Genomic DNA, 18,479 nt, shown 5'->3' with positions numbered 1-18,479 from the left:
ATGCGTGCGCAGCCTGTGCTACTCAGCCCGGCGTGACGCCACCGCTTTCCTTCGTCCTCCCCTTCTCGCCCGACACCGCGGACGCCGTCTCGCGCTTCGCCCAGGCGCTGCCCCCCGGCGCCGAGGCTGTCCTCGCCGGCGAGGGCTCCGTCAACGCCGCTGCCCCCAACGTGCACGTGCTCCACGCGCCCGGTGGCAAGGGAGCAGCCATCCGCGCCGCGCTGGCCCAGGTGAAGGGCGCGGTGACGGTGCTCCAGGACCCGGACACCGCGTATCCACAGGACGTCTATGAGGCGCTGGTGGCCCCCATCCAGGCGGACACCGCGGACGCCGTGTTCGGCCTGCGCACGGCGCAGGGGCTGGCGCCGGAGCTGCTGGCGGACCGGGCCCTGGGACACGTCACCCGCTTCGTCACCGACGTGGCGCTGACGGACCCCCTCACCGGCCTGCGCGCCTTCCGCACCGAGGCGCTGCGCTCCGTCACGCTCACCAGCGACGACGACGCGGTGGACGCGGAGCTGGTGGTGAAGCTGGCCGCGCAGCTGTACCGCCTCACCGAGGTGACGCTGCCCCCCGGCGCGGTGCCCCGCCGGACGCCCGCGGCGCACCTGTCCCGGCTGCGCACCCTGGTCCGCTATGCCACCGTGCGCGACGACGCGGACAACCAGCACGAGGGCTACACCACCCTGGAGCGCATGGACGGCGCCGTCCACTACAACCAGTGGCTGGGCCGCCGCTTCCGCGAGCACCTGGGCCGCCGGGTGCTGGAGATTGGCGCCGGCATCGGCACGATTACGCGGGAGCTGGAGTCCGGCCTGGAGCTGCTCATCGCGCTCGAGGTGGACCGCTTCTACGTGGACCGGCTGAAGAACCTCTTCCGCGGCAAGCCGCACATCCGCCCCTACCTGTCCGACGTGGCCCTGGCGGACTGGGAGTCGCTCAAGTCGGAGCGACTGGACACCATCGTCCTGTCCAACGTGCTGGAGCACATCCCGGACGATGCGTCCGCCGTGCGCCGGTTCCGGCAGATTCTGACGCCGGGCGGCCGGGTGGTCATCCTCGTCCCCGCGCTGCAGCAGCTCTTCGGCGCCATCGACGAGGCCGTGGGCCACCACCGCCGCTACACGCCCGCCACGCTGCGCGCGGTGCTGGAGGAGAACGGCTTCCAGGTGGAGACGCTGGAGTGGATGAACCTGGCGGGCCTGCCGGGCTGGTTCATCAACAGCCGCCTGCTGCGGCGCCGCTCGGTGCCCAAGCTCCAGCTCAAGCTCTATGACACGCTGGCGCCCCTGATTGCGCGGGCGGAGTCGCGCGTGAAGCTGCCGGTGGGCATGAGCCTCTTCGCCGTGGCCCGCGCGACCGGTGGCGACGCGTGAGGCACCGGCGCCGAGCCAGCCGCGGCCCCCACCCGGTGCGCGCATGGCGCCCGCACGAGGCGGAACCATGCGCGTGACGCGTCGGCTCGCGAGCGCATCGCGGCCGTCGACCGGCGGGCAGGTGGCTCCGGCGCGGCGCCATGCCACGGGCCGGCCCCGCCGCCCCTCCACTGCGTCGCAGCCGCACCTCGATGCGACACTGTCCGCCTTCAGGGCCCGCCCATGAACAGCACGCCCGCGCCTTCCCAGCCGCAACCAGCGCCTTCCACGGACGCCGCTCCCGTGCGCCGGTCCGAGCGCCCCGCCCCCTCGACCGCGGGCGCGCCCCGCGCGGTCTGGGCCGTCCTGGTGGCGCTGTACGTGCTGCTGTTCCCCTACCACCCGGGCCTGCGCTCGCCCAACGAGCTGTGCCGCCTGTGGCAGACGCGCGCGCTGGTGGAGTACGGCACCCTGCACATCAACGACGCGCTGCGGGACTACGGCAAGGTCGGCGACCTGTCGGTGAAGGACGGCAAGTACTACCCCAGCAAGGCGCCGCTGCTGTCGCTCGCCGCGGTGCCCATCTACGCCACGCTGCGCGCCCTGGGGGGTGGCCACCGCCACGCCGTGCCGGAGGTGCCGCTGGTCTTCTTCTCGCGCCTGCTGCTCACCGTGCTGCCCACGCTGGGCCTGCTCTGGCTCGTGCGCCGCTACCTGCGAACGTACCTGGAGCCGCTCGTCGCGGATGCCCTCACGGTGACGTACGGGCTGGGCTCGCTGGCCTTCAGCTATTCGCTGCTCTTCATGAGCCACCAGACGACGGCGGTGCTGCTCTTCGGGAGCTTCTACGCGCTGTGGCGCTGCGCGCGCGGCGAGTGGCGCGAGCGCGGCTATCTGGTGGCGGGCGCCTGCGCGGGCGCCACGGTGGCCGCCGAGTACACCGGCGCGCTCGGCGTGCTCGGCCTGGTCCTCTACGCGGTGCTCACCTTCGCCTTCCAGGACGTCCCCGCCCGCGAGCGCTGGGCGCGCCTGGGCCGCGCCGCGGGCCTGGCCACGCTGGGCGCGCTGCCCTTCCTGGTGGCGCTGATGGCGTACCACCAGGTGACCTTCGGGCACCCGCTGACCAGTGGCTACAAGTACCTCAACGACGCGGGCTATCAGCCCTGGCACCTGGGCGGCTTCCTCGGCATCCGCACCCCGGACCCGCGAGCCTTCGCGCTGTCCTTCTTCTCCCCCCTGCGGGGGCTGTTCACCCTGGCGCCGTTCCTGCTGCTCGCGCTGCCCGGGCTGGTGTTCGTCTGGCGCCGCCGCGGCCAGTCCTCCGAGGCGCGCGCGCTGGCGTGGCTGAGCCTGGCGCTGGTGGCCGGCTACACGTACTTCACCTCGTCGTTCTCCTACGACTCGTGGGGCTGGACGACGGGGCCACGCCACCTCACCGGACTGGTGCCCTTCCTGCTGCTGCCCGCGGGCCTGAGCCTGGAGCGGCTGCGCGCCGCCCACCGGGGCACCTGGGCCCTGGGGGTCGCCGCGCTGCTGTGCGCGGTGTCCATCACCGCCACGGGCGTGGCCACCTTCATCAACTACATCCCGGACGATGTCTCCAACGCCGTGGGCGCCCTGGCGCTGCCATTGCTGCGCGCGGGCTACTTCCCCCCCGGCCCGCTGACCTTCATCGGCCTGCCCACCGGTGTGGCGGGCACGGTGCTGCTGGCCCTGCTGCTGGGCGTGGCCGCATGGGCCTACGTGAGCCTCGCGCGGAAGCCCGGCCAGCCGTGGCCCGCACCGCCCGCCCTGGGAGCGGCCCTGGTGGCGCTGCTGCTCCTCGGCGCGGCGCATGCCTTCACCACCCGGCATGACACCGACGACGGCAACGCCGTGCGCTTCCTCAAATCCGTCTGGTTGAACGCCCCCGGGCGCGACGTCGCCTTCTGGCCTCACAGGCCGGGCTGAGGAACACACTCCGTGTGATTGTCACGCAAGCAGCGCCACCCTGCCCTCCAGGGCGAGCTTCACACTGCGTCGCACTTTGTCGCTGACTCGCAACTTTTGCGAGGTCCGCAATCCGTGTCGCATGCATGCGTGTCAGGCTTTACCCGGGGCCATTGCCAAGCGGCCGGATGCATTGGCGCCGGCGCGCCGCGAAGCCGGGCCTGGGGATTGCTGAGACAGACACCTGCGCTTCCCTGCTGCCCTCCAGGGCAAGGAGTCCCCGGTGCGCTGTCCTCCGACCCGCAAGCCATTGCGTGCCCCGCATGCGCGACGAGGCTTCACGCTGCTGCTGGCGCTGGGCCTCATCGCCCTCGTCACCGCGGGCGTGCTCGTGTCCCTCCGCGCGGTGAGCACGGAGAGCGCGCTCCAGGCCCATGAACGTCGCTCGCGCGAAGCCCTCTTCGCCGCGGAGGCTGGCATGGCCGAGGGGCGCGCCGTCGTCCTGGCCCTGCTGAACAACCCCGTGGCCGGCGCCACGGGCAACTACTCCCAGGAGGTCCTGGGACGGCTGCAGGTGGTGAACGAGCCGGGCCTGCCGGACGTCGCCGCGGGCGGCGTCCCCTGGCGGGAGCTCATTCCCCAGACGCCGTACACGCTGGCGCGTGGCACGGCCATCGACGACACCGTGACGGCGCCCTCGCTCGAGCTCAACGACGCGGAGGGCGTCGCCATCGGCACCTATCCGGAGGCGGCCAACGTCTCGTTCCGCGTCTTCGTCGTGGAGGATGACGATGACGCCGACCGGAACACCGACCTCAACAACCGCATCTGGCTGGTATCGGTGGGCGAGGTCCAGCCAGCGGGCGCTGGCCTGCCGTACCGCACCATCATCCGCTCACTCGTGGAGCACGGAAGCACTCCGGGCGGGCTCTCGTGCAGCTACGGCACGAAGATGGGGTGCCGCGGCAACGGCACCTCCGGCAGCGGCCTGCCCACGTTCTGACTTCTTCACCGGAATGAATCGGGCGCACCCGGAGCACGGGGCGCCAGGGGGGACATCATGCGTTGGACTCGAACCTGGGTGGCCGCGGTGGCGGTGGCCGCGGCTGGAGCCGTGCTGGCTCAAGGGCCCGACGGCGGCACGGGCGGAGGCAGCGGCACGGATGGCGGCGTCAGCAGCCTCGCGCTCTGCATCGACACCACGGACCAGGACAAGCAACCGGACTTCAGCAAGGACGCGGGCGTTCCCAGCGCCATCATCGTCACGGACGACGACCCGCCCAAGCTGCGCCTCAACACCAACCTCAACGTCCTGAACCCGGAGAAAATCATCCTGCCCTTCGAGCAGGAGCTCACCGCGCTCATCGTCGATGACCGCGCGGGCAATGGCGCCTCCAGCACGCTGGGCTGGTTCTACTACGACGAACTCATCGACGCCGGGTACATCGATGACAACGACACGCCCGACAACTCGGACGACGACCGCCTGCTCGATACCAACAACAACGGCGTGCTCGACTTCCACGAGGACCTCTACAACGTCTCCACCAACCGTCCCTACGTCGGCGAGCAGCCTCGCTGCCCGGGGCGGACGTTCACCCACCAGCGCTGGGGCGACGCGGGGACGGTGACGCTGAGGGAGCCCGACCTGCTGACGGGCCCGTGCAACTCGAGCAGGAGCTACACCGCCAACCATGGGCCGCGACGCTGGCAGGGCGGCGCCGGTTATCCCAACCGCCCTGGCACGGGAGGCGTGGTGGGCCGGGCGGTGCGCGACTTCGCGGGAGACCTGCTCGCCTGGAACCCCTATCACGGGCAGGACAACCTGACGCAGTACGCGGTCACCAGCGGCCGCGTCGACACCTACTTCAGCGACCAGGGCCTGTTCCCGCACATCCCGAACCTGCTGGAGCCCCGCCACGCGCTCAACGGCCACAAGGGCATCGGCAACCTCATCTTCCTCTCCACGGACGACGACTCCAGCAGGTGCCATGAGTCCGAATCCTCGGAGTGCTTCGCGCCGAGGCAGGGCTGGACGCTGGATTCCAACGGGCAGTTCACGCGAACGGGCACCGCCTGGGACACGTCGGACGACGCGGACGGCATCCCCGACTACAAGGCCAGCGCCTTCGACAGCGCGGGCCGCCTCATCACCGGCAAGAGCTCGACCGCCGCCATCACCAAGGCAGAGGACCAGATTGTCCAGATGGGCCGGCTCCAGGGCCAGCGCGAAATCGTCTTCTTCCTGGTGACCTACGTGGAGCAGGTCTACGGCCCCGCCACCGACTCGTGCCTCATCACCCGGCCCACCACCGACGGGCGCCAGGTGCAGTGCGACCTGTGGATGCATGGCGACATCAACGTCTTCTTCACCAAGACGCCGCTGAACCTGGACCTGCACCAGAGCACCGACCCGCTCGTGGTGGACGGGAAGAACCTGCGCTACGACTGGCTCGGCGGGCTGGCCTACAACCGCCTGGAGAACGACCCCGCCTACGGCCGCGTCATCTTCCCGGGTGACCAGACGCAGGACGTCCACTCCATCAACCGCCGCGCGGCGCACACGCTGGTCGGCGCGCCGCGTGACAACCCCCTGGTCTGGATTCTGGGCTGGGAGGACCAGAACGCCGGTGGAGACCGCACGTACAGCGACATCGTCATCCTCATCAACAAGCAGAACAACGGCTCGTACCGCTCCGACGTGGTGTCGGACATCTCCCCGGACATCTCCCTGGACTTCACCATCACCGAGGTGACGTTCACCGTGGAGGACCAGCCCTACTACGTGGCGGACGGCGGCAGCCTCGCGCCGTGCTCGCGCCCCGTCCCCCTGCCGGACGGCGGCACGGGCCGGCTCAACCCGGACATCACCTACGAGGTGGCGCTGGACTGCAAGGTCTGCCAGGAGCCCTGCAACACCACCAACCCCACCTACGTCACCAACGAGAATCCGAACTGGCTCCGGGTCCCCATCCCGGACAGCGACGGCGGCGTGCGCAACGAGACGGCCGTCCTCCAGGACTTCCTGGAGCAGGGCCGCGTGGGAACGCAGCTGTGCTGGCGCGCGGTGATGGAGAGCCCCGGCGAGGCCTGCCAGCCCACCATCCACAACATCAACGTCTCCTACAAGGCGCAGCGCAGCGGCGAGTACGGCCGTGCGTCGCTCATCCCCATGGCCAACGCCGTGGTCCACGGCGTGTACGAGACGCCCGGACGCACCTGGGTGGCCGACGGCGGCGTGGACCAGGTCTCCGTCCGCACGTACGACAACCGCCCGGACACCATCGACCGCGGCCACATCTACCTGAAGAAGCTCTACGAGCCCGCCACGCTGGCGCCGTACGCGCCCGCCGCGGAGGTCTGGGACTCCGGCAAGTGGCTGCGCGACCTCATGGCCGACCTGGAGACGCGCGCCGGCGAGCCGCTCAACCAGCGCAGGCTCGTCACCCTCGACCCCACGACGCGCCAGGCCGTCGAGGTGAAGGACCTGATGGCGCGCAACAACACCACCAGCCCGGCCTTCCCCGACACCTACTGCGCGCGCCGCAACGGCAGCGTCTATCTCTACGATTTGGATGGTCGCAACGGCTGCACCGCGGATGACCGGGTGGCGCTGCGCGACTGGCTCTACGGCTGGGAGGACCGCCAGTCCGCCACCGTGCGCAACCGGATGCGGACCTGGCCGCTGGGCGGCGTCAACCTCTCCACGGCGGCCGTCATCGGGCCCCCCAGCGTGCCCGCGTGGCTGCTCGAGGGGCGCGACCTGCAAGCGGAGCGCTTGAAGTTCACCCAGAACTTCAGCGAGGCCATCGCGGGGCGCCGCACGGTGACCTACGTGGGCACCACGCAGGGCTACCTCCACGCATTGGGCACGGGCCTCTTCCAGACAGGGGATGACCCCTGCACCCCCGGCCGCATGGAGTACCAGGGCTACTTCGGACGGACCAGCGGCTGCGGCAACGACTACGGCCAGGGCCGCGAGCTGTTCGCCTACCTGCCCTACAAGATGCTGCCCTACTACGTGGAGAACTACCGCCGCGCCAACGACGACTACTCCACCGAGCGCGCGACGATGGACGCCTCGCCGTCCGTGGCCGACGTCGACCTGCGGGGCAGTGACTACGAAGAGGACACCGGCCACGACCCGCGGGACACCGACGACGCCTGGCGCCCCAGCACCACCTGGAACGAGGGCGCCAAGACGGTGCTGGCCAGCGCCACCGGCCCCAAGCAGAGCATCTTCTTCGCGCTCGACATCACCAACCCCGAGGCCTCCAACTACCCCGCGCCCCTGTGGGAGTTCGACATGAAGCGCGACCGCTTCCACACGAGCACGGGCCTGCCCTGCACCAGCACCGCGGGCGCCTGCAGCCCGCTGGTGGGGCACTTCACCGGCGCCGCGCCGAGGCCCGACACGAATGGCTCACGGCACGCGCCTTCCGTGGTGCGCATGGACTTCGGACAGGGCGGCGGCAAGAAGTGGGTGTCCGTGTTCGCCACGGACTACATCCCCGCGCCCGGCACGGTGGGCACCGTCTACCTGATGGACCTCAAGACGGGCCTGCCCGCGCGGGTGCAGGGCTCGAACGCGAGGGCCCGGCTGGCGGGCGTCGTCACGCTGGGCACCGCCGCGGACGTGAACGAGGGCGTCGGCGGAGAGCCCATCCCCTTGGACGTGAACGGCGACGGCAACGTCGACGTCATCTACGTCCCCTCCACGTCGGGGAAGATCTATCGCATCAACCCCACCTACTCGGCCACCGGCTCGAACACGGCGCTGGGCAAGGTGCTGGCGTCCTGTGTCGTCGCGGACGCCCAGGAGGTTCCCGACATCAGCAACCCCCGCAGCCAGCGCATCTTCTCCAGCATCTCCGCCTCGGTGGTCTCCGACGGGGGCAACCGCCGGGTGCGGCTGTACTTCGGCACCGCCAACAACCCGGACATCGCCAACGAGCCCGACGACGTGGCCAGCCCCCGCCCCCGCTACCACCTGATGGCCTTCGAGGACCGGGACCCGGTGCCCGCCGCGCGTCCCGGTGCCAGCTGCCCCGCGCACCTCGAGTGGGTGCGTGAGCTCGGCGAGGGCCAGGTCGTCTGGGGTGGCGTGTCCACCACGCAGGACGGCGTCTTCACCACCAGCGCGGTGGGCAGGGCCGCCAGCGCCTGCGACCTGGACAGCACCACCAGCGGCAACATCTACGCCTACAGCACCGCGGGCGCGCCGCTCGCCGGCAACGGCACGCCGCTGGACGGACACGGCACGCACGCGCCGGTGCTGTATGACAACCACCTGCTCATCGTGAAGAACGGGCAGGTGCACGCGCTGGGCAACGGCACGTACAACAACCCCACCTCCGAGTCTCCGCGCAGCAGCTCCCGCGTCCTCCTCTGGGACGTGCAGTCCGGCTCGCGCGTCCAGGAGGTGGTGCCATGAGTCCACACCGGCGCCGCCACGCCCGCGGCCTCAGCCTGCTGGAGACCGCCGCCACCGCCGCGGTGCTCATGCTGGGCATCCTGGGCATCCTGCTCACGCTGCTCACCGCGTCACGCCACAACCGCCGCAACAACAACCTGAACCAGGCGACCCTCATCGCCGAGCAGGAGCTGGAGCGCGTGGTCAACCTCCGCTGCGTGGGCGAGCCCGTGGCCGACCCCTGCATCAACATCAAGCAGCTGGACGACACCTGGCGCGACGTGTGGTGGTCCGCCAACGGCCGCATGTCGGAGACGCCGCCCCTGCCGGACGCGCCGCCGCAGGTGGCCTACCGCCTGAGCGTGGACGTGGACCCGCCCTTCGAGGGCGGTGAGACGGGCGCGCCCGCGCTCACCCGCGCCATCGCGCTGCCCCATGGGGGCACGATTCCCCTGCACCAGGTCGTCAACGTCCGAATCACCGTGAGCTGGCGGGAGGAGCCCGATGCGCCCCGCCGCGCGGTGGCCCTGCAGACCCGGATGGCGCCATGAGACGACTCCACTCCACGCCGCGTGGCTTCACGCTCATCGAGCTGATGGTGGCCGCCACGCTGTCCATGGTCGTCCTGGCCGCCGCCATTGGCGTGAGCGTCCACCTCCAGCGGCGGGGCCTGCTGGAGGAGCGCATCATGGAGACGCAGAACACGGGCCGCGCCGCGCGCGACCTGATGGCGTTCGGCGTGCAGCGGGCGGGGGCGGGCATTGGCAGCGTGTCCCTCACCGGCGGAGACACGGACGTGTTCTACGCCGTGTGGAGCCGCAACCAGGCGACCTTCGCGGATGACCCCTCGTTCGTTCCGCCGACCGACCCCGCGCTGCTGTCGGACGCGCTGGAGGTCTGGGAGACGGACCCGGCGCGCATGGTGAAGCTGGTCCAGTGCGACCTTCCCGCGACCGCGGCCTGGTACGAAGGCAGGCTGTGCCTGGGAGGTCCGCCGCCCGCCTTCCTGGACAACGCCTTCGTGGCCGCGGTGTTCCCGGGCACGGCCAACACCCGGGGCTGGGCCTGCGTGGGCAAGGTGACGAACCTCGTGGCTGACGGCGTGGAGTGGACGCCCGGGCTTCCGGACAGGCCCGCGCCCACGTCGGGCAACTGCCACCCCTCCGCCGCGACGGGCGCCTCGCCCTGGAGCGGCACGCCGCGGCTGGATGAAGGCGGCATGTACCTCCTCCCCCTCTTCAGCCGCGGCTACCGGGTGAACTGGCCGGAGGGCAGGCCGGTGCTGGAGATGGATGCGGATGGCCCCGCGGGCCCCGAGCCCTACGAAGCCGTGTCCCACGACGTCGAGCTGCTCCGGGTCCGCCTGGGCGTGGTGCCTCCCGCCGCGCCGCCCACGGACGCCGCGCGCTTCTTCCCGGACACTGTCACGGGGCGGCCCGCGCTGGACACCTGCACGCAAGGGAGCTGCGGCACGCACGTCACCTGGACCTGGGACGCCGGCGTCCCCACGCCGCCCGACCGCGGCGTGGGCAGCGCGGGCGACGAGCTGATGCGGCACGTGCGGGTGGTGGAGCTGTCCATCACCGCGCGCTCGCAGCGCGCCGAGCTGACGGGGAATGAGGCGCCCGGAGCGACGGACGACGACGGCAACCTCCGGGATGGCTACAAGCGCCGGCACACCGTCGTCCGGCTGGCGCCACGCAACTTCGCCTTCGTGGGAGCGGAGGACTGACATGCATCCTCGAGGAAACAGCGGCATGACGCTGCTGGAGGTCATGGTGGTGGTGGCCCTGGTCGGCATCTTCGCCACGCTCTCCGTCGCCAGCTTCCAGGGCATGACGGAGCGCCAGCGCCTCAGCGGCGCGCAGCGGGAGCTGGTGATGATGATGCAGGAGGCCCGCCAGAAGGCGCGCGCCACCCACCAGCCCGTACGGCTGAACGTCCGCGTCGTGAATGACGGCGGCCTGCAGGTGACGCGCATGCGCTGGGAGGCGCTGGCCTGCGAGGACAACTGGGGCACCCGCTGCCCCACGGAGGCGTGCCAGGACAACGCCTGCGACGTCGGCGGCTGCGTCTGCCCGGAGGTGGGGCCGGAGCTGGTCATTCCCCCCAGGCTCGACGTGAACCTGCTGGTGGGCCTGTGCTGGATGCCGGCCACCGGCGACGCCTCCCCCGTCGTCGCGCCCGCGGCGCCGGGCGAGCGGACCTGCGTGCCGGCGGACACCCCGCCTTCGACGAGGCGGCTGGTGCTGCTGCGCGACCACGGGACGCCCGAGGCCCCGAACTGGAAGCCCGCGCTGGTGTTCGAGGCGGACCGGCTGACGGCGGCCGTACGCCCCGTGGATTGTGACAAGCACGCCTCCACGGACGGCTGCCAGTAGACGCGGCGCCACCGCGGCCGTCACGCGTGCGAACCCATGGCTTCGGCGTATGCTCGGCCCCGGGCCTCCAGGCCCGGTGTGCCGTCCACGAGGAGCCCTTGTCGATGATGAAGCAGTGCGTCCTGCTGCTGTCCCTGGTCCTCTCCCCGAGCGCCCTGGCGGAGACCACCGCCGACGTGTGGAAGGCGAAGTGTGCCTCGTGCCATGGCATCGACGGCAAGGCGCAGACGAAGATGGGGCAGAAGGAGTCCATCGGCGACATGAGCCGCCCGGACTGGCAGCAGGCCCGGACGGACGCCGACATCCGGAAGGTGATTGCCGACGGTGATCCCCGGAACAGCAAGATGAAGCCCTTCAAGGACAAGCTCACCCCGGCGCAGATTGACGCACTGGTGGGACTCATCCGCACCCTGAAGGCGCCGTCCGCCCCATGAATTTCCGCTCGTAGCCGCGCGTCCCCCCCTCAGAGAAACGGAGCCCCCCATGAAGAACCTCACCGTCGCCGTCGTCTTCTGCCTCTCCATGGCCAGCCTGTTCACCTCCCTGCGCGCGGACGCCCTCTCGTCGGTGTCCATCGAGAAGGGCCTGTCTCCAGCACAGCCGCTGGCCCTCCGCCCCCAGGATGATGGGAAGGGCGGCGACGACAAGGGCGACAAGGGCGGCGGTGAGGAGGACGAGGAGGAGTACCGCAAGCGCCGGTATGCGGGCCTGTCCCAGCAGGCCGCGCTGGAGCTGGTGGACCCGGGCGCGCTGACCGACGTCATCCGCCTCCAGGCCGCCGTGAAGTTCGGGCAGCGCTAGCGGTCCGCCGCGCCCGCCTCACGCGCTCTTGCCCGGCGGCCCTCCGAGCGGCCGGGTGACGCGAGGCAGCGTCACCGAGAAGCAGGTCCCCGTGTCCGCCGACGACGCCACGTCCAGCCAGCCTCCGTGGGCCGTCACGATTTGCGACACGATGTAGAGCCCCAACCCCAGCCCCTGGTGCTTCGGCTTCGGCTGTCCGGGCTCGGGCGGCACCCCGTGGAACGGCGAGAAGAGGCGGGGGCGCAGCGACTCGGGGATGGGCGGCCCGCCGTTATGGACCTCCACGCGCTGGAAGAACGGGTCCTTCGCGGCCAGCCGCACCCGCACCGCGCCGCCCTCCGGGCTGTGTTGAAGGGCGTTGCCCAGCAGGTTGGACAGCACCTGTCCCAGGCGCTCCTCGTCCCAGATGCCGCGTGACTCGCCGTCCACCTCCAGACAGACGCTGCACGCCGGATGCGCGGGCTCCAGCTCGGCGATGATGCGGCGGCACACGTCCTCCATGCACACCTCGTGGGGGCGCAGGGGGATGCCACCCGCCATCCGGGCCCGGGTGAAGTCGAGCAACTGTTTCACCAGCCGCGCCATCCGCTCGGCGCTCCCGTCGATGCGCGCCACCACGCGCCGCACCTCCGGGGGCAGCGAGTCCCGGGCCAGCAGCGCCGCGGAGGACAGCCGCACCGCCGCCAGCGGGTTGCCCAGGTCGTGTCCCAGCACGCCGATGAAGCGCTCCTGGAAGCGCGCCTCCTCCTCGCGCTCCTGCTCCTGGCGGCGCCGGGCGGTGACGTCACGGCAGATGGCGAAGAGGCCGTACACGGTGCCGTCGCCCCGGCGCAGCACGCCCTTGGTGGTGTGCCAGATGCGGTCCGTCCCGGGCCCGCCCTCCGCGTCCTCGTAGGTGGCCGTCTGTCCGGAGCGCAACACCTCGCGGTCATGCGCCAGGGTCGGCGCGGCCCGGTCGGCCCCCAGCAACTCCGCGTCCGTGCGGCCGAGGATGTCGCGAGGCGCCCGGTGGAAGGCCTCCGCGGTGGCGGGGTTGATGAGGATGTATCGCCCCGACACGTCCTTCACGTAGATGGCGTCGGTGGCGCTCTCGATGACGGCGTTCAACAGGTCATGGTCCCTGCGCAGGGCTTCCTCGGCGGCCATGCGCTCGGTGAGGTCCTCCAGGAAGAGCACCACGCCGTCGTCGCAGGGCGACACGCGCGCCTGCAACCACACGGTGCCCATGGGCGACTGCCGCGACACGCGCGTCACCTCGGGCACCCGGCGCGTCACCGCGCGAACACATGCGCCGAACAGGCCGCCTTCAATCGCCCACGGTGCCTCGACCAGCAGCCGGTGATGGACCAGGCGGCCCGGCTCCCCTCCGAGCCAGCGCTCCGCGTGTGCGTTGGCGGAGACACACTCGAAGTCAGCGATGCCGCCGGCCTCGGAGCGGACGCTCCGCAAGACGACCACCGCCTCCGACGGGGCTTCCGCTTCCCCCGTGCTCAGGCACCTGTTGATTCCACGGCCAGATGACATGTCGGCGTGGCCCCCGATGCTGCCGTTGTGAACCACCCTAACCCCGCAGCTGGGGGCGCGGCCAACCGGTCCCCGGGGTGGCTGAACAGTGACCGAGCTAACCAGAGCTTCCGATTTCTCCTGTTTATCTAGACGCCTGTCGCGGTCCGTCGTTGACCTGGCAGGGGGAGGCTCCTAATTACCCCGGGGCCCTCAAGGTCCACTCATGGACACTCCCTTCACACAGACGCAGGACGGCGGTGCGGCGGGCGACCCATTCGCCCAGGTGGTCGACAGTCTCGAGGCGGGGCAGCGTGTCCGCACGCAAGGGCTCAAGGGGGCGGCACGTGGGCATGTGCTCGCTCGCCTGCATGCCACGCTGAAGGCGCCGCTGGTCTGCGTCGCGGTGGACGAGGAGGCCGCGGACGCGCTCGCCGCCGACCTGTCCTTCTTCCTGGGAGGCCACGGCAGCCTGCTGGAGCCGCGTGTGCTGCGGCTGCCCGCCGACGAGGTCCTGCCCTACGACGAGGTGTCCCCCGACGCGGCCGCCGTGACGGAGCGGCTGGGCGCCCTCTTCCACCTGGGCCAGGGCTCGCGCTTCCCGGCGCTGGTGCTGTCCGTGCGCGCGCTGTACCGCCGCGTGCTGCCGCTGGAGGTGATGCGCACGCTGGCCGCGCGAGTGGCCGTGGGCCAGGACTTCGACCGCGACTCGCTGGCGCGCCGGCTGGTGCACATGGGCTACCAGAACAGCCCGCTGGTGGAGGACGTGGGCACCTTCAGCGTGCGCGGCGACCTGCTGGACGTCTTCAGCCCCCTCTACGACAAGCCCGTCCGCCTGGAGTTCTTCGGCGACACCATCGAGTCCATCCGCGCCTTCGATCCGCAGTCCCAGCGCACGGTGGACGCGTTGAAAGACGTGCACCTGGTGCCCGCGCGCGAGGTGCTCCTCACCGACGAGACGCGCCCCCGCGCCGAGGCCGCCGCCCGCGCGGTGGCCGACCGCATCAACCTGCCCACCACCAAACTGCGCGAGCAGTTGGAGGCGCTGCGCGAGGGCCTGCCCGGCTTCGGCCTGGAGGGGCTGCTGCCCGGCTTCTTCGAGGGTGGGCTGTCCACGGTGTTCGACTTCCTGCGCGACTGGAGCCTCGAGGCGCCCGTCTTCTACCTGGATGACCCGCTGGGGCAGGAGCGCGCGGTGGACGCGCTGTGGGAGGAGCTGGAGCGCGCGTATGCCGCCGCCGAGGCGCGGCAGGAGCTGACCTGCCCGCCGCCGGAGCACTTCCTCTCCCGCGAGGACGTGGGCCAGCGGATGCGGGCCTTCCGGGTGGTGGAGGGTGGAGGCCTGTCGCTGGCGCAGACCGAGCGCCCGCCGGTGCACTTCAACTTCGGCAGCACCCAGGACCTGCGCGAGGCCATCCTCGCGCACCATGGCGAGGAGGGCGCGCTGTCCCCGCTGGTGGAGCGGCTGGAGCGCTGGCGCGAGCTGCGCGTGGCCTGCGTGGTGGCGTGCGGCACGCTGAGCCAGGCGGACCGGCTGAAGCGGCTGCTGATGGACCGCAACGTGGTGGTGAAGGTGCACACCGAGCCGCTGGTGGACGCCCTGTCGCTCTACGAGCCGTCCATCCGCGCGCACCTCTTCACGGGCGAGGTCAGCCACGGCTTCGTGGACGGGCCGGGCGGGCTCGCGGTGCTGGCGGACGAGGAAATCTTCGGCGTCCGCGCGCGGCGGCGCCCCCGGCGCAGCAAGAAGCTGGACGCGTTCGGCGCCGGCTTCGGGGACCTGAAGGAAGGCGACCTCATCGTCCACACGGACTTCGGCATCGGCCGCTACGCGGGCCTGACGAAGATGGAGGTCAACGGCGTGCCCGGGGACTTCCTCGTCCTGGAGTACGCGGGCCGGGACAAAATCTACCTGCCGGTGGGCCGCATGCGGCTCATCCAGAAGTTCTCCGGCGGCGACCCCTCCCAGGTGCAGCTCGACAAGCTGGGCACCACCAGCTGGGAGAAGACGAAGAAGCGCGTCAAGGAACAGCTGCTCAAGATGGCGGCGGAGCTCCTCCAGATTGCCGCCGCGCGCAAGGCGCACCCTGGCCACGCCTTCAGCCCGCCGGACCGGTACTTCGCCCAGTTCGAGGCGGACTTCGAGTTCGAGGAGACGCCGGACCAGGCCAAGGCGATTGAAGACGTCCTGGCGGACATGCAGAAGCCCGAGCCGATGGACCGGCTCGTCTGCGGTGACGTGGGCTACGGCAAGACGGAGGTGGCCATGCGCGCCGCCTTCAAGGCCGCGCTGGACCGCAAGCAGGTGGCGGTGCTGGTGCCCACCACGGTGCTGGCGCAGCAGCACTACCTGTCCTTCAAGAGGCGCTTCAAGGACTACCCCGTCACGGTGGAGGTCATCTCCGGGCTGAAGAAGGCGCCGGAGGTGCGGGAAATCCTCAAGCGGGCCAAGGAGGGCAAGGTCGACATCCTCATCGGCACCCACAAGCTGCTCGGCGGCGAGGTGGCCTTCAAGGACCTGGGCCTGATGATTGTCGACGAGGAGCAGCGCTTCGGCGTGAAGCAGAAGGAGTCGCTGAAGAAGTGGCGCTCCCAGATTGACGTGCTCACGCTGACGGCCACGCCCATTCCCCGCACGCTGCACATGAGCATGTCCGGCGTGCGCGACATGAGCATCATCGCCACGCCGCCGCAGGACCGCCGTGCCATCCGCACCTTCGTGATGAAGTACGACGAGCAGGTGGTGAAGGAGGCGATTGAGCGCGAGGTGGCGCGCGGCGGGCAGGTGTTCTTCGTCCACAACCGCGTGGAGTCGCTGCCCTCCATCGAGACGCAGCTGCGGGCGCTCGTCCCCCACGTCACCATCGGCGTGGCGCACGGGCAGATGGGCGAGGGGCAGCTCGAGAAGGTGATGCTCGCCTTCACGGAGAAGAAGTACCAGGTGCTGCTGTGCACCAGCATCATCGAGAGCGGCATCGACATCTCCAGCGCCAACACGATGATCGTGAACCGGGCGGACCAGTTCGGCCTGGCGCAGCTCTACCAGCTCCGCGGGCGCGTGGGCCGCTCCAAGGAGCGCGCGTACGCGTACCTGCTGGTGCCCTCACGGCGCGCGGTGACGAAGGACGCGCAGCGGCGCCTGGAGGTGCTGCAGAACTTCACCGAGCTGGGCGCGGGCTTCTCCATCGCCAGCCACGACCTGGAGATTCGCGGCGCGGGCAACCTGCTGGGCGACAAGCAGTCGGGCGCCATCGCCGAGATTGGCTTCGACATGTACGCGCAGCTGCTGGAGGAGGCCGTCGCGGAGATGCAGGGCCAGCCGCCCAAGGTGCAGATCGAGCCGGACGTCACGCTGCCCATGCCGGCCCTCATCCCGGACGACTACGTCAGCGACGTCCACCAGCGGCTCGTCTTCTACAAGCGCTTCAGCCAGGCCAGCCACCCGGACGAGGTGACGGACCTGCGCGCGGAGCTGGTGGACCGCTACGGCGAGGCCCCGGACGAGGTGGACCACCTGTCCGAGCTAACGCTGCTGAAAATCGACATGCGCGACCTGCGGCTGCGCGGCCTGGAGGTGGGCACCAGCCGGCTGGTGGTGACGCTGGGCGCGGACGCCCTGCTGGACGGCCCGAAGGTGGCGGCCCTGGTGCAGCGCTCCCAGGGCGTCTACCGCCTCACGCCGGACATGAAGCTCATCGCCCGCGCGCCCCAGGGCGCCAGCGGCCACGACCTCATCGCCGAGGCCAAGAAGGTGCTGAGGGACTTGAGCCACTGCGCGCTGCCGCAGGCGTAGTTCCCCGATACCTCGGCGGCCTCTCCGCGGCCGAAGCCCTTCAGCCGCGGAGCGCGCTGCCGCACCTGCGCGGCAGTCAGGGCCACGGCACCATGCCGCGGCCCGAGCCGCGGCTCCGTGGAGCCCGACGCAGGCCGGTCGATTGACCGCGGGTTCAGCGCCCTCCGCAGAAGTGAGTGACGGCGCGCGACAGGATGGCCTCACAGCGCACGAGGTCCTCCACCGGGACGTACTCCCCCGTCTGGTGGGCCACGCGGATGTCGCCGGGGCCGAACACCACCGCCTCCGCGCCCAGCTCCGTCATCTGCGGCGCCTCCGTGCCGAAGGACACCGTCTCGGGCGCGTTGCCGCTGGCCTCCGCGAGGAAGCGCACCACCTCCGCGTCCGCCCGGGTGTTCACCCCACGGTCCGTGCGCACCACGCGAATGTGGGCCTCATAGGCGGGCTCGTCGCGCACCAACTCCTGGCGGATGGTCTCCAGCAACTGCGACACCCGCTCCGGCGGCTGCCCGGGGATGGGCCGCCACTCCACGACGAAGCGGCAGGCGCCGGGGATGACGTTCTTCGCCTTGCCGCCCTGGATGACGCCCACGTTGACGGTGGTGAAGGGCGGCTGGAAGCCCTCGTCGCGGTCCTCGCGCAGCACCGTCAGCGCCAGGTGCTCCAGGCGCTGGAGGAACCGGCCCGCGCGGAAGATGGCCGACGCGCCCGAGTCCGGGTATGCGCTGTGCCCCTCCTTCCCCACCACCTCCACCTCCGCCAGGCAGTAGCCCTTGTTGGCGCGCACCGGGATGAGGCGCGTGGGCTCGCCGACAATCGCGTGCCGCGCACGGCCCAGCCCCGCCTCCACCAGCTTCTTGGCCCCCGTCAGACCGACTTCCTCGTCCGCGGTCAGCACCACCATCAACGGCGCCTTCACCTGCTCCGCGTTCAGCGCCGCATGCAGCGCGCAGGCGATGAAGCCCTTGGTGTCACACGCGCCTCGCGCATAGAGCCGGCCGTCCTTCTCCGTGAGCCGCAGCGCGTCTGTCCATGCGGCGTCGAAGGGAACACAGTCGGAGTGGCCCACCAGGGCCAACGCGGCACGGTCGGAGCCGGAGCCCCCCTTCACCGCGACGAGGTTCACCTTCTCCACGCCCGCGTCGTCCGTGAACTTCTGGCGCTCCGCGCTGAAGCCCGCGGCCTCCAGGCGCGCCTGCGCGTAGTCGATGAGCGGAGCGTTGGGGCGCGAGGACGTGGTGTCCATCGCCACCAGCTCCGTCAGGGTGGCCCGCAGCGCGGGCAGCGTGTCACTCATGGGTAAG

General features: G+C 71.0%; 12 protein-coding genes. 10 read left to right on the top strand and 2 right to left on the bottom strand.

What is annotated here, in order from left to right; translation table 11 throughout:
- Positions 1–32 precede the first annotated feature (32 nt).
- The 9 genes from VZL07_RS19505 (at position 33) to VZL07_RS19465 (ending at position 11,879) form a co-directional block, all read left to right on the top strand.
- On the top strand, positions 33–1,376 hold the full coding sequence (locus tag VZL07_RS19505; protein ID WP_426757109.1) for a methyltransferase domain-containing protein: 1,344 nt from the start codon (positions 33–35) through the stop codon (positions 1,374–1,376).
- Between the two features lie 222 nt (positions 1,377–1,598).
- Positions 1,599–3,305, top strand: coding sequence for a hypothetical protein (locus VZL07_RS19500; protein ID WP_426757108.1), 1,707 nt, complete (start codon positions 1,599–1,601; stop codon positions 3,303–3,305).
- A 262-nt stretch (positions 3,306–3,567) separates the two neighbouring features.
- Positions 3,568–4,287 (top strand): hypothetical protein, encoded by a 720-nt coding sequence (locus tag VZL07_RS19495; RefSeq protein WP_426757107.1) that lies wholly within the window; start codon positions 3,568–3,570, stop codon positions 4,285–4,287.
- Positions 4,288–4,344: 57 nt separating this feature from the next.
- Entirely contained in the window at positions 4,345–8,718 is a 4,374-nt protein-coding gene (locus VZL07_RS19490; protein WP_426757106.1) for a pilus assembly protein PilY, read from the top strand.
- On the top strand, positions 8,715–9,248 hold the full coding sequence (locus VZL07_RS19485; RefSeq protein ID WP_426757104.1) for a type IV pilus modification PilV family protein: 534 nt from the start codon (positions 8,715–8,717) through the stop codon (positions 9,246–9,248). Before VZL07_RS19490 ends, VZL07_RS19485 begins: the two co-directional genes overlap by 4 nt.
- A complete protein-coding gene (locus tag VZL07_RS19480) occupies positions 9,245–10,429 on the top strand; it encodes a PilW family protein (protein WP_426757103.1) in 1,185 nt (394 codons plus the stop codon). The genes VZL07_RS19485 and VZL07_RS19480 overlap by 4 nt, the downstream gene beginning before the upstream one ends.
- Before the next feature lies 1 nt (position 10,430).
- Positions 10,431–11,078 (top strand): pilus assembly FimT family protein, encoded by a 648-nt coding sequence (locus VZL07_RS19475; RefSeq protein ID WP_426757102.1) that lies wholly within the window; start codon positions 10,431–10,433, stop codon positions 11,076–11,078.
- A 104-nt stretch (positions 11,079–11,182) separates the two neighbouring features.
- Positions 11,183–11,512, top strand: coding sequence for a c-type cytochrome (locus VZL07_RS19470; RefSeq protein ID WP_426757100.1), 330 nt, complete (start codon positions 11,183–11,185; stop codon positions 11,510–11,512).
- Between the two features lie 49 nt (positions 11,513–11,561).
- Positions 11,562–11,879: a hypothetical protein gene (locus VZL07_RS19465; protein WP_426757098.1), complete on the top strand. Its 318-nt coding sequence runs from the start codon at positions 11,562–11,564 to the stop codon at positions 11,877–11,879.
- Between the two features lie 18 nt (positions 11,880–11,897).
- Here VZL07_RS19465 and VZL07_RS19460 read toward each other — a convergent pair whose 3' ends face one another.
- Positions 11,898–13,337: a PAS domain-containing sensor histidine kinase gene (locus tag VZL07_RS19460; RefSeq protein WP_426757096.1), complete on the bottom strand. Its 1,440-nt coding sequence runs from the start codon at positions 13,335–13,337 to the stop codon at positions 11,898–11,900.
- A 271-nt stretch (positions 13,338–13,608) separates the two neighbouring features.
- Between VZL07_RS19460 and mfd the strand changes: the two genes are divergently transcribed.
- Positions 13,609–17,175: a transcription-repair coupling factor gene (gene mfd, locus VZL07_RS19455; protein ID WP_426757094.1), complete on the top strand. Its 3,567-nt coding sequence runs from the start codon at positions 13,609–13,611 to the stop codon at positions 17,173–17,175.
- A 154-nt stretch (positions 17,176–17,329) separates the two neighbouring features.
- On the opposite strand, the gene argE is transcribed toward mfd, so the two are convergent.
- Positions 17,330–18,472, bottom strand: coding sequence for an acetylornithine deacetylase (gene argE / locus VZL07_RS19450; RefSeq protein ID WP_426757093.1), 1,143 nt, complete (start codon positions 18,470–18,472; stop codon positions 17,330–17,332).
- Between the last annotated feature and the right edge of the window lie 7 nt (positions 18,473–18,479).

Origin of the sequence: Pseudomyxococcus flavus, assembly GCF_050038885.1 — a bacterium.
Lineage (GTDB): Bacteria > Myxococcota > Myxococcia > Myxococcales > Myxococcaceae > Myxococcus > Myxococcus flavus.
Note: the sequence above shows the minus strand (reverse complement) of the source record. Positions and strands in the feature narration are given on the sequence as shown.

Excerpts from the sequence above, each read along its gene's own strand:
- VZL07_RS19475 (WP_426757102.1), top strand. The coding sequence starts at position 10,431 with ATGCATCCTCGAGGAAACAGCGGCATGACGCTGCTGGAGGTCATGGTG.
- mfd (WP_426757094.1), top strand. The coding sequence starts at position 13,609 with ATGGACACTCCCTTCACACAGACGCAGGACGGCGGTGCGGCGGGCGAC.
- argE (WP_426757093.1), bottom strand. The coding sequence starts at position 18,472 with ATGAGTGACACGCTGCCCGCGCTGCGGGCCACCCTGACGGAGCTGGTG.
- VZL07_RS19470 (WP_426757100.1), top strand. The coding sequence starts at position 11,183 with ATGATGAAGCAGTGCGTCCTGCTGCTGTCCCTGGTCCTCTCCCCGAGC.
- VZL07_RS19500 (WP_426757108.1), top strand. The coding sequence starts at position 1,599 with ATGAACAGCACGCCCGCGCCTTCCCAGCCGCAACCAGCGCCTTCCACG.
- VZL07_RS19485 (WP_426757104.1), top strand. The coding sequence starts at position 8,715 with ATGAGTCCACACCGGCGCCGCCACGCCCGCGGCCTCAGCCTGCTGGAG.
- VZL07_RS19465 (WP_426757098.1), top strand. The coding sequence starts at position 11,562 with ATGAAGAACCTCACCGTCGCCGTCGTCTTCTGCCTCTCCATGGCCAGC.
- VZL07_RS19490 (WP_426757106.1), top strand. The coding sequence starts at position 4,345 with ATGCGTTGGACTCGAACCTGGGTGGCCGCGGTGGCGGTGGCCGCGGCT.
- VZL07_RS19480 (WP_426757103.1), top strand. The coding sequence starts at position 9,245 with ATGAGACGACTCCACTCCACGCCGCGTGGCTTCACGCTCATCGAGCTG.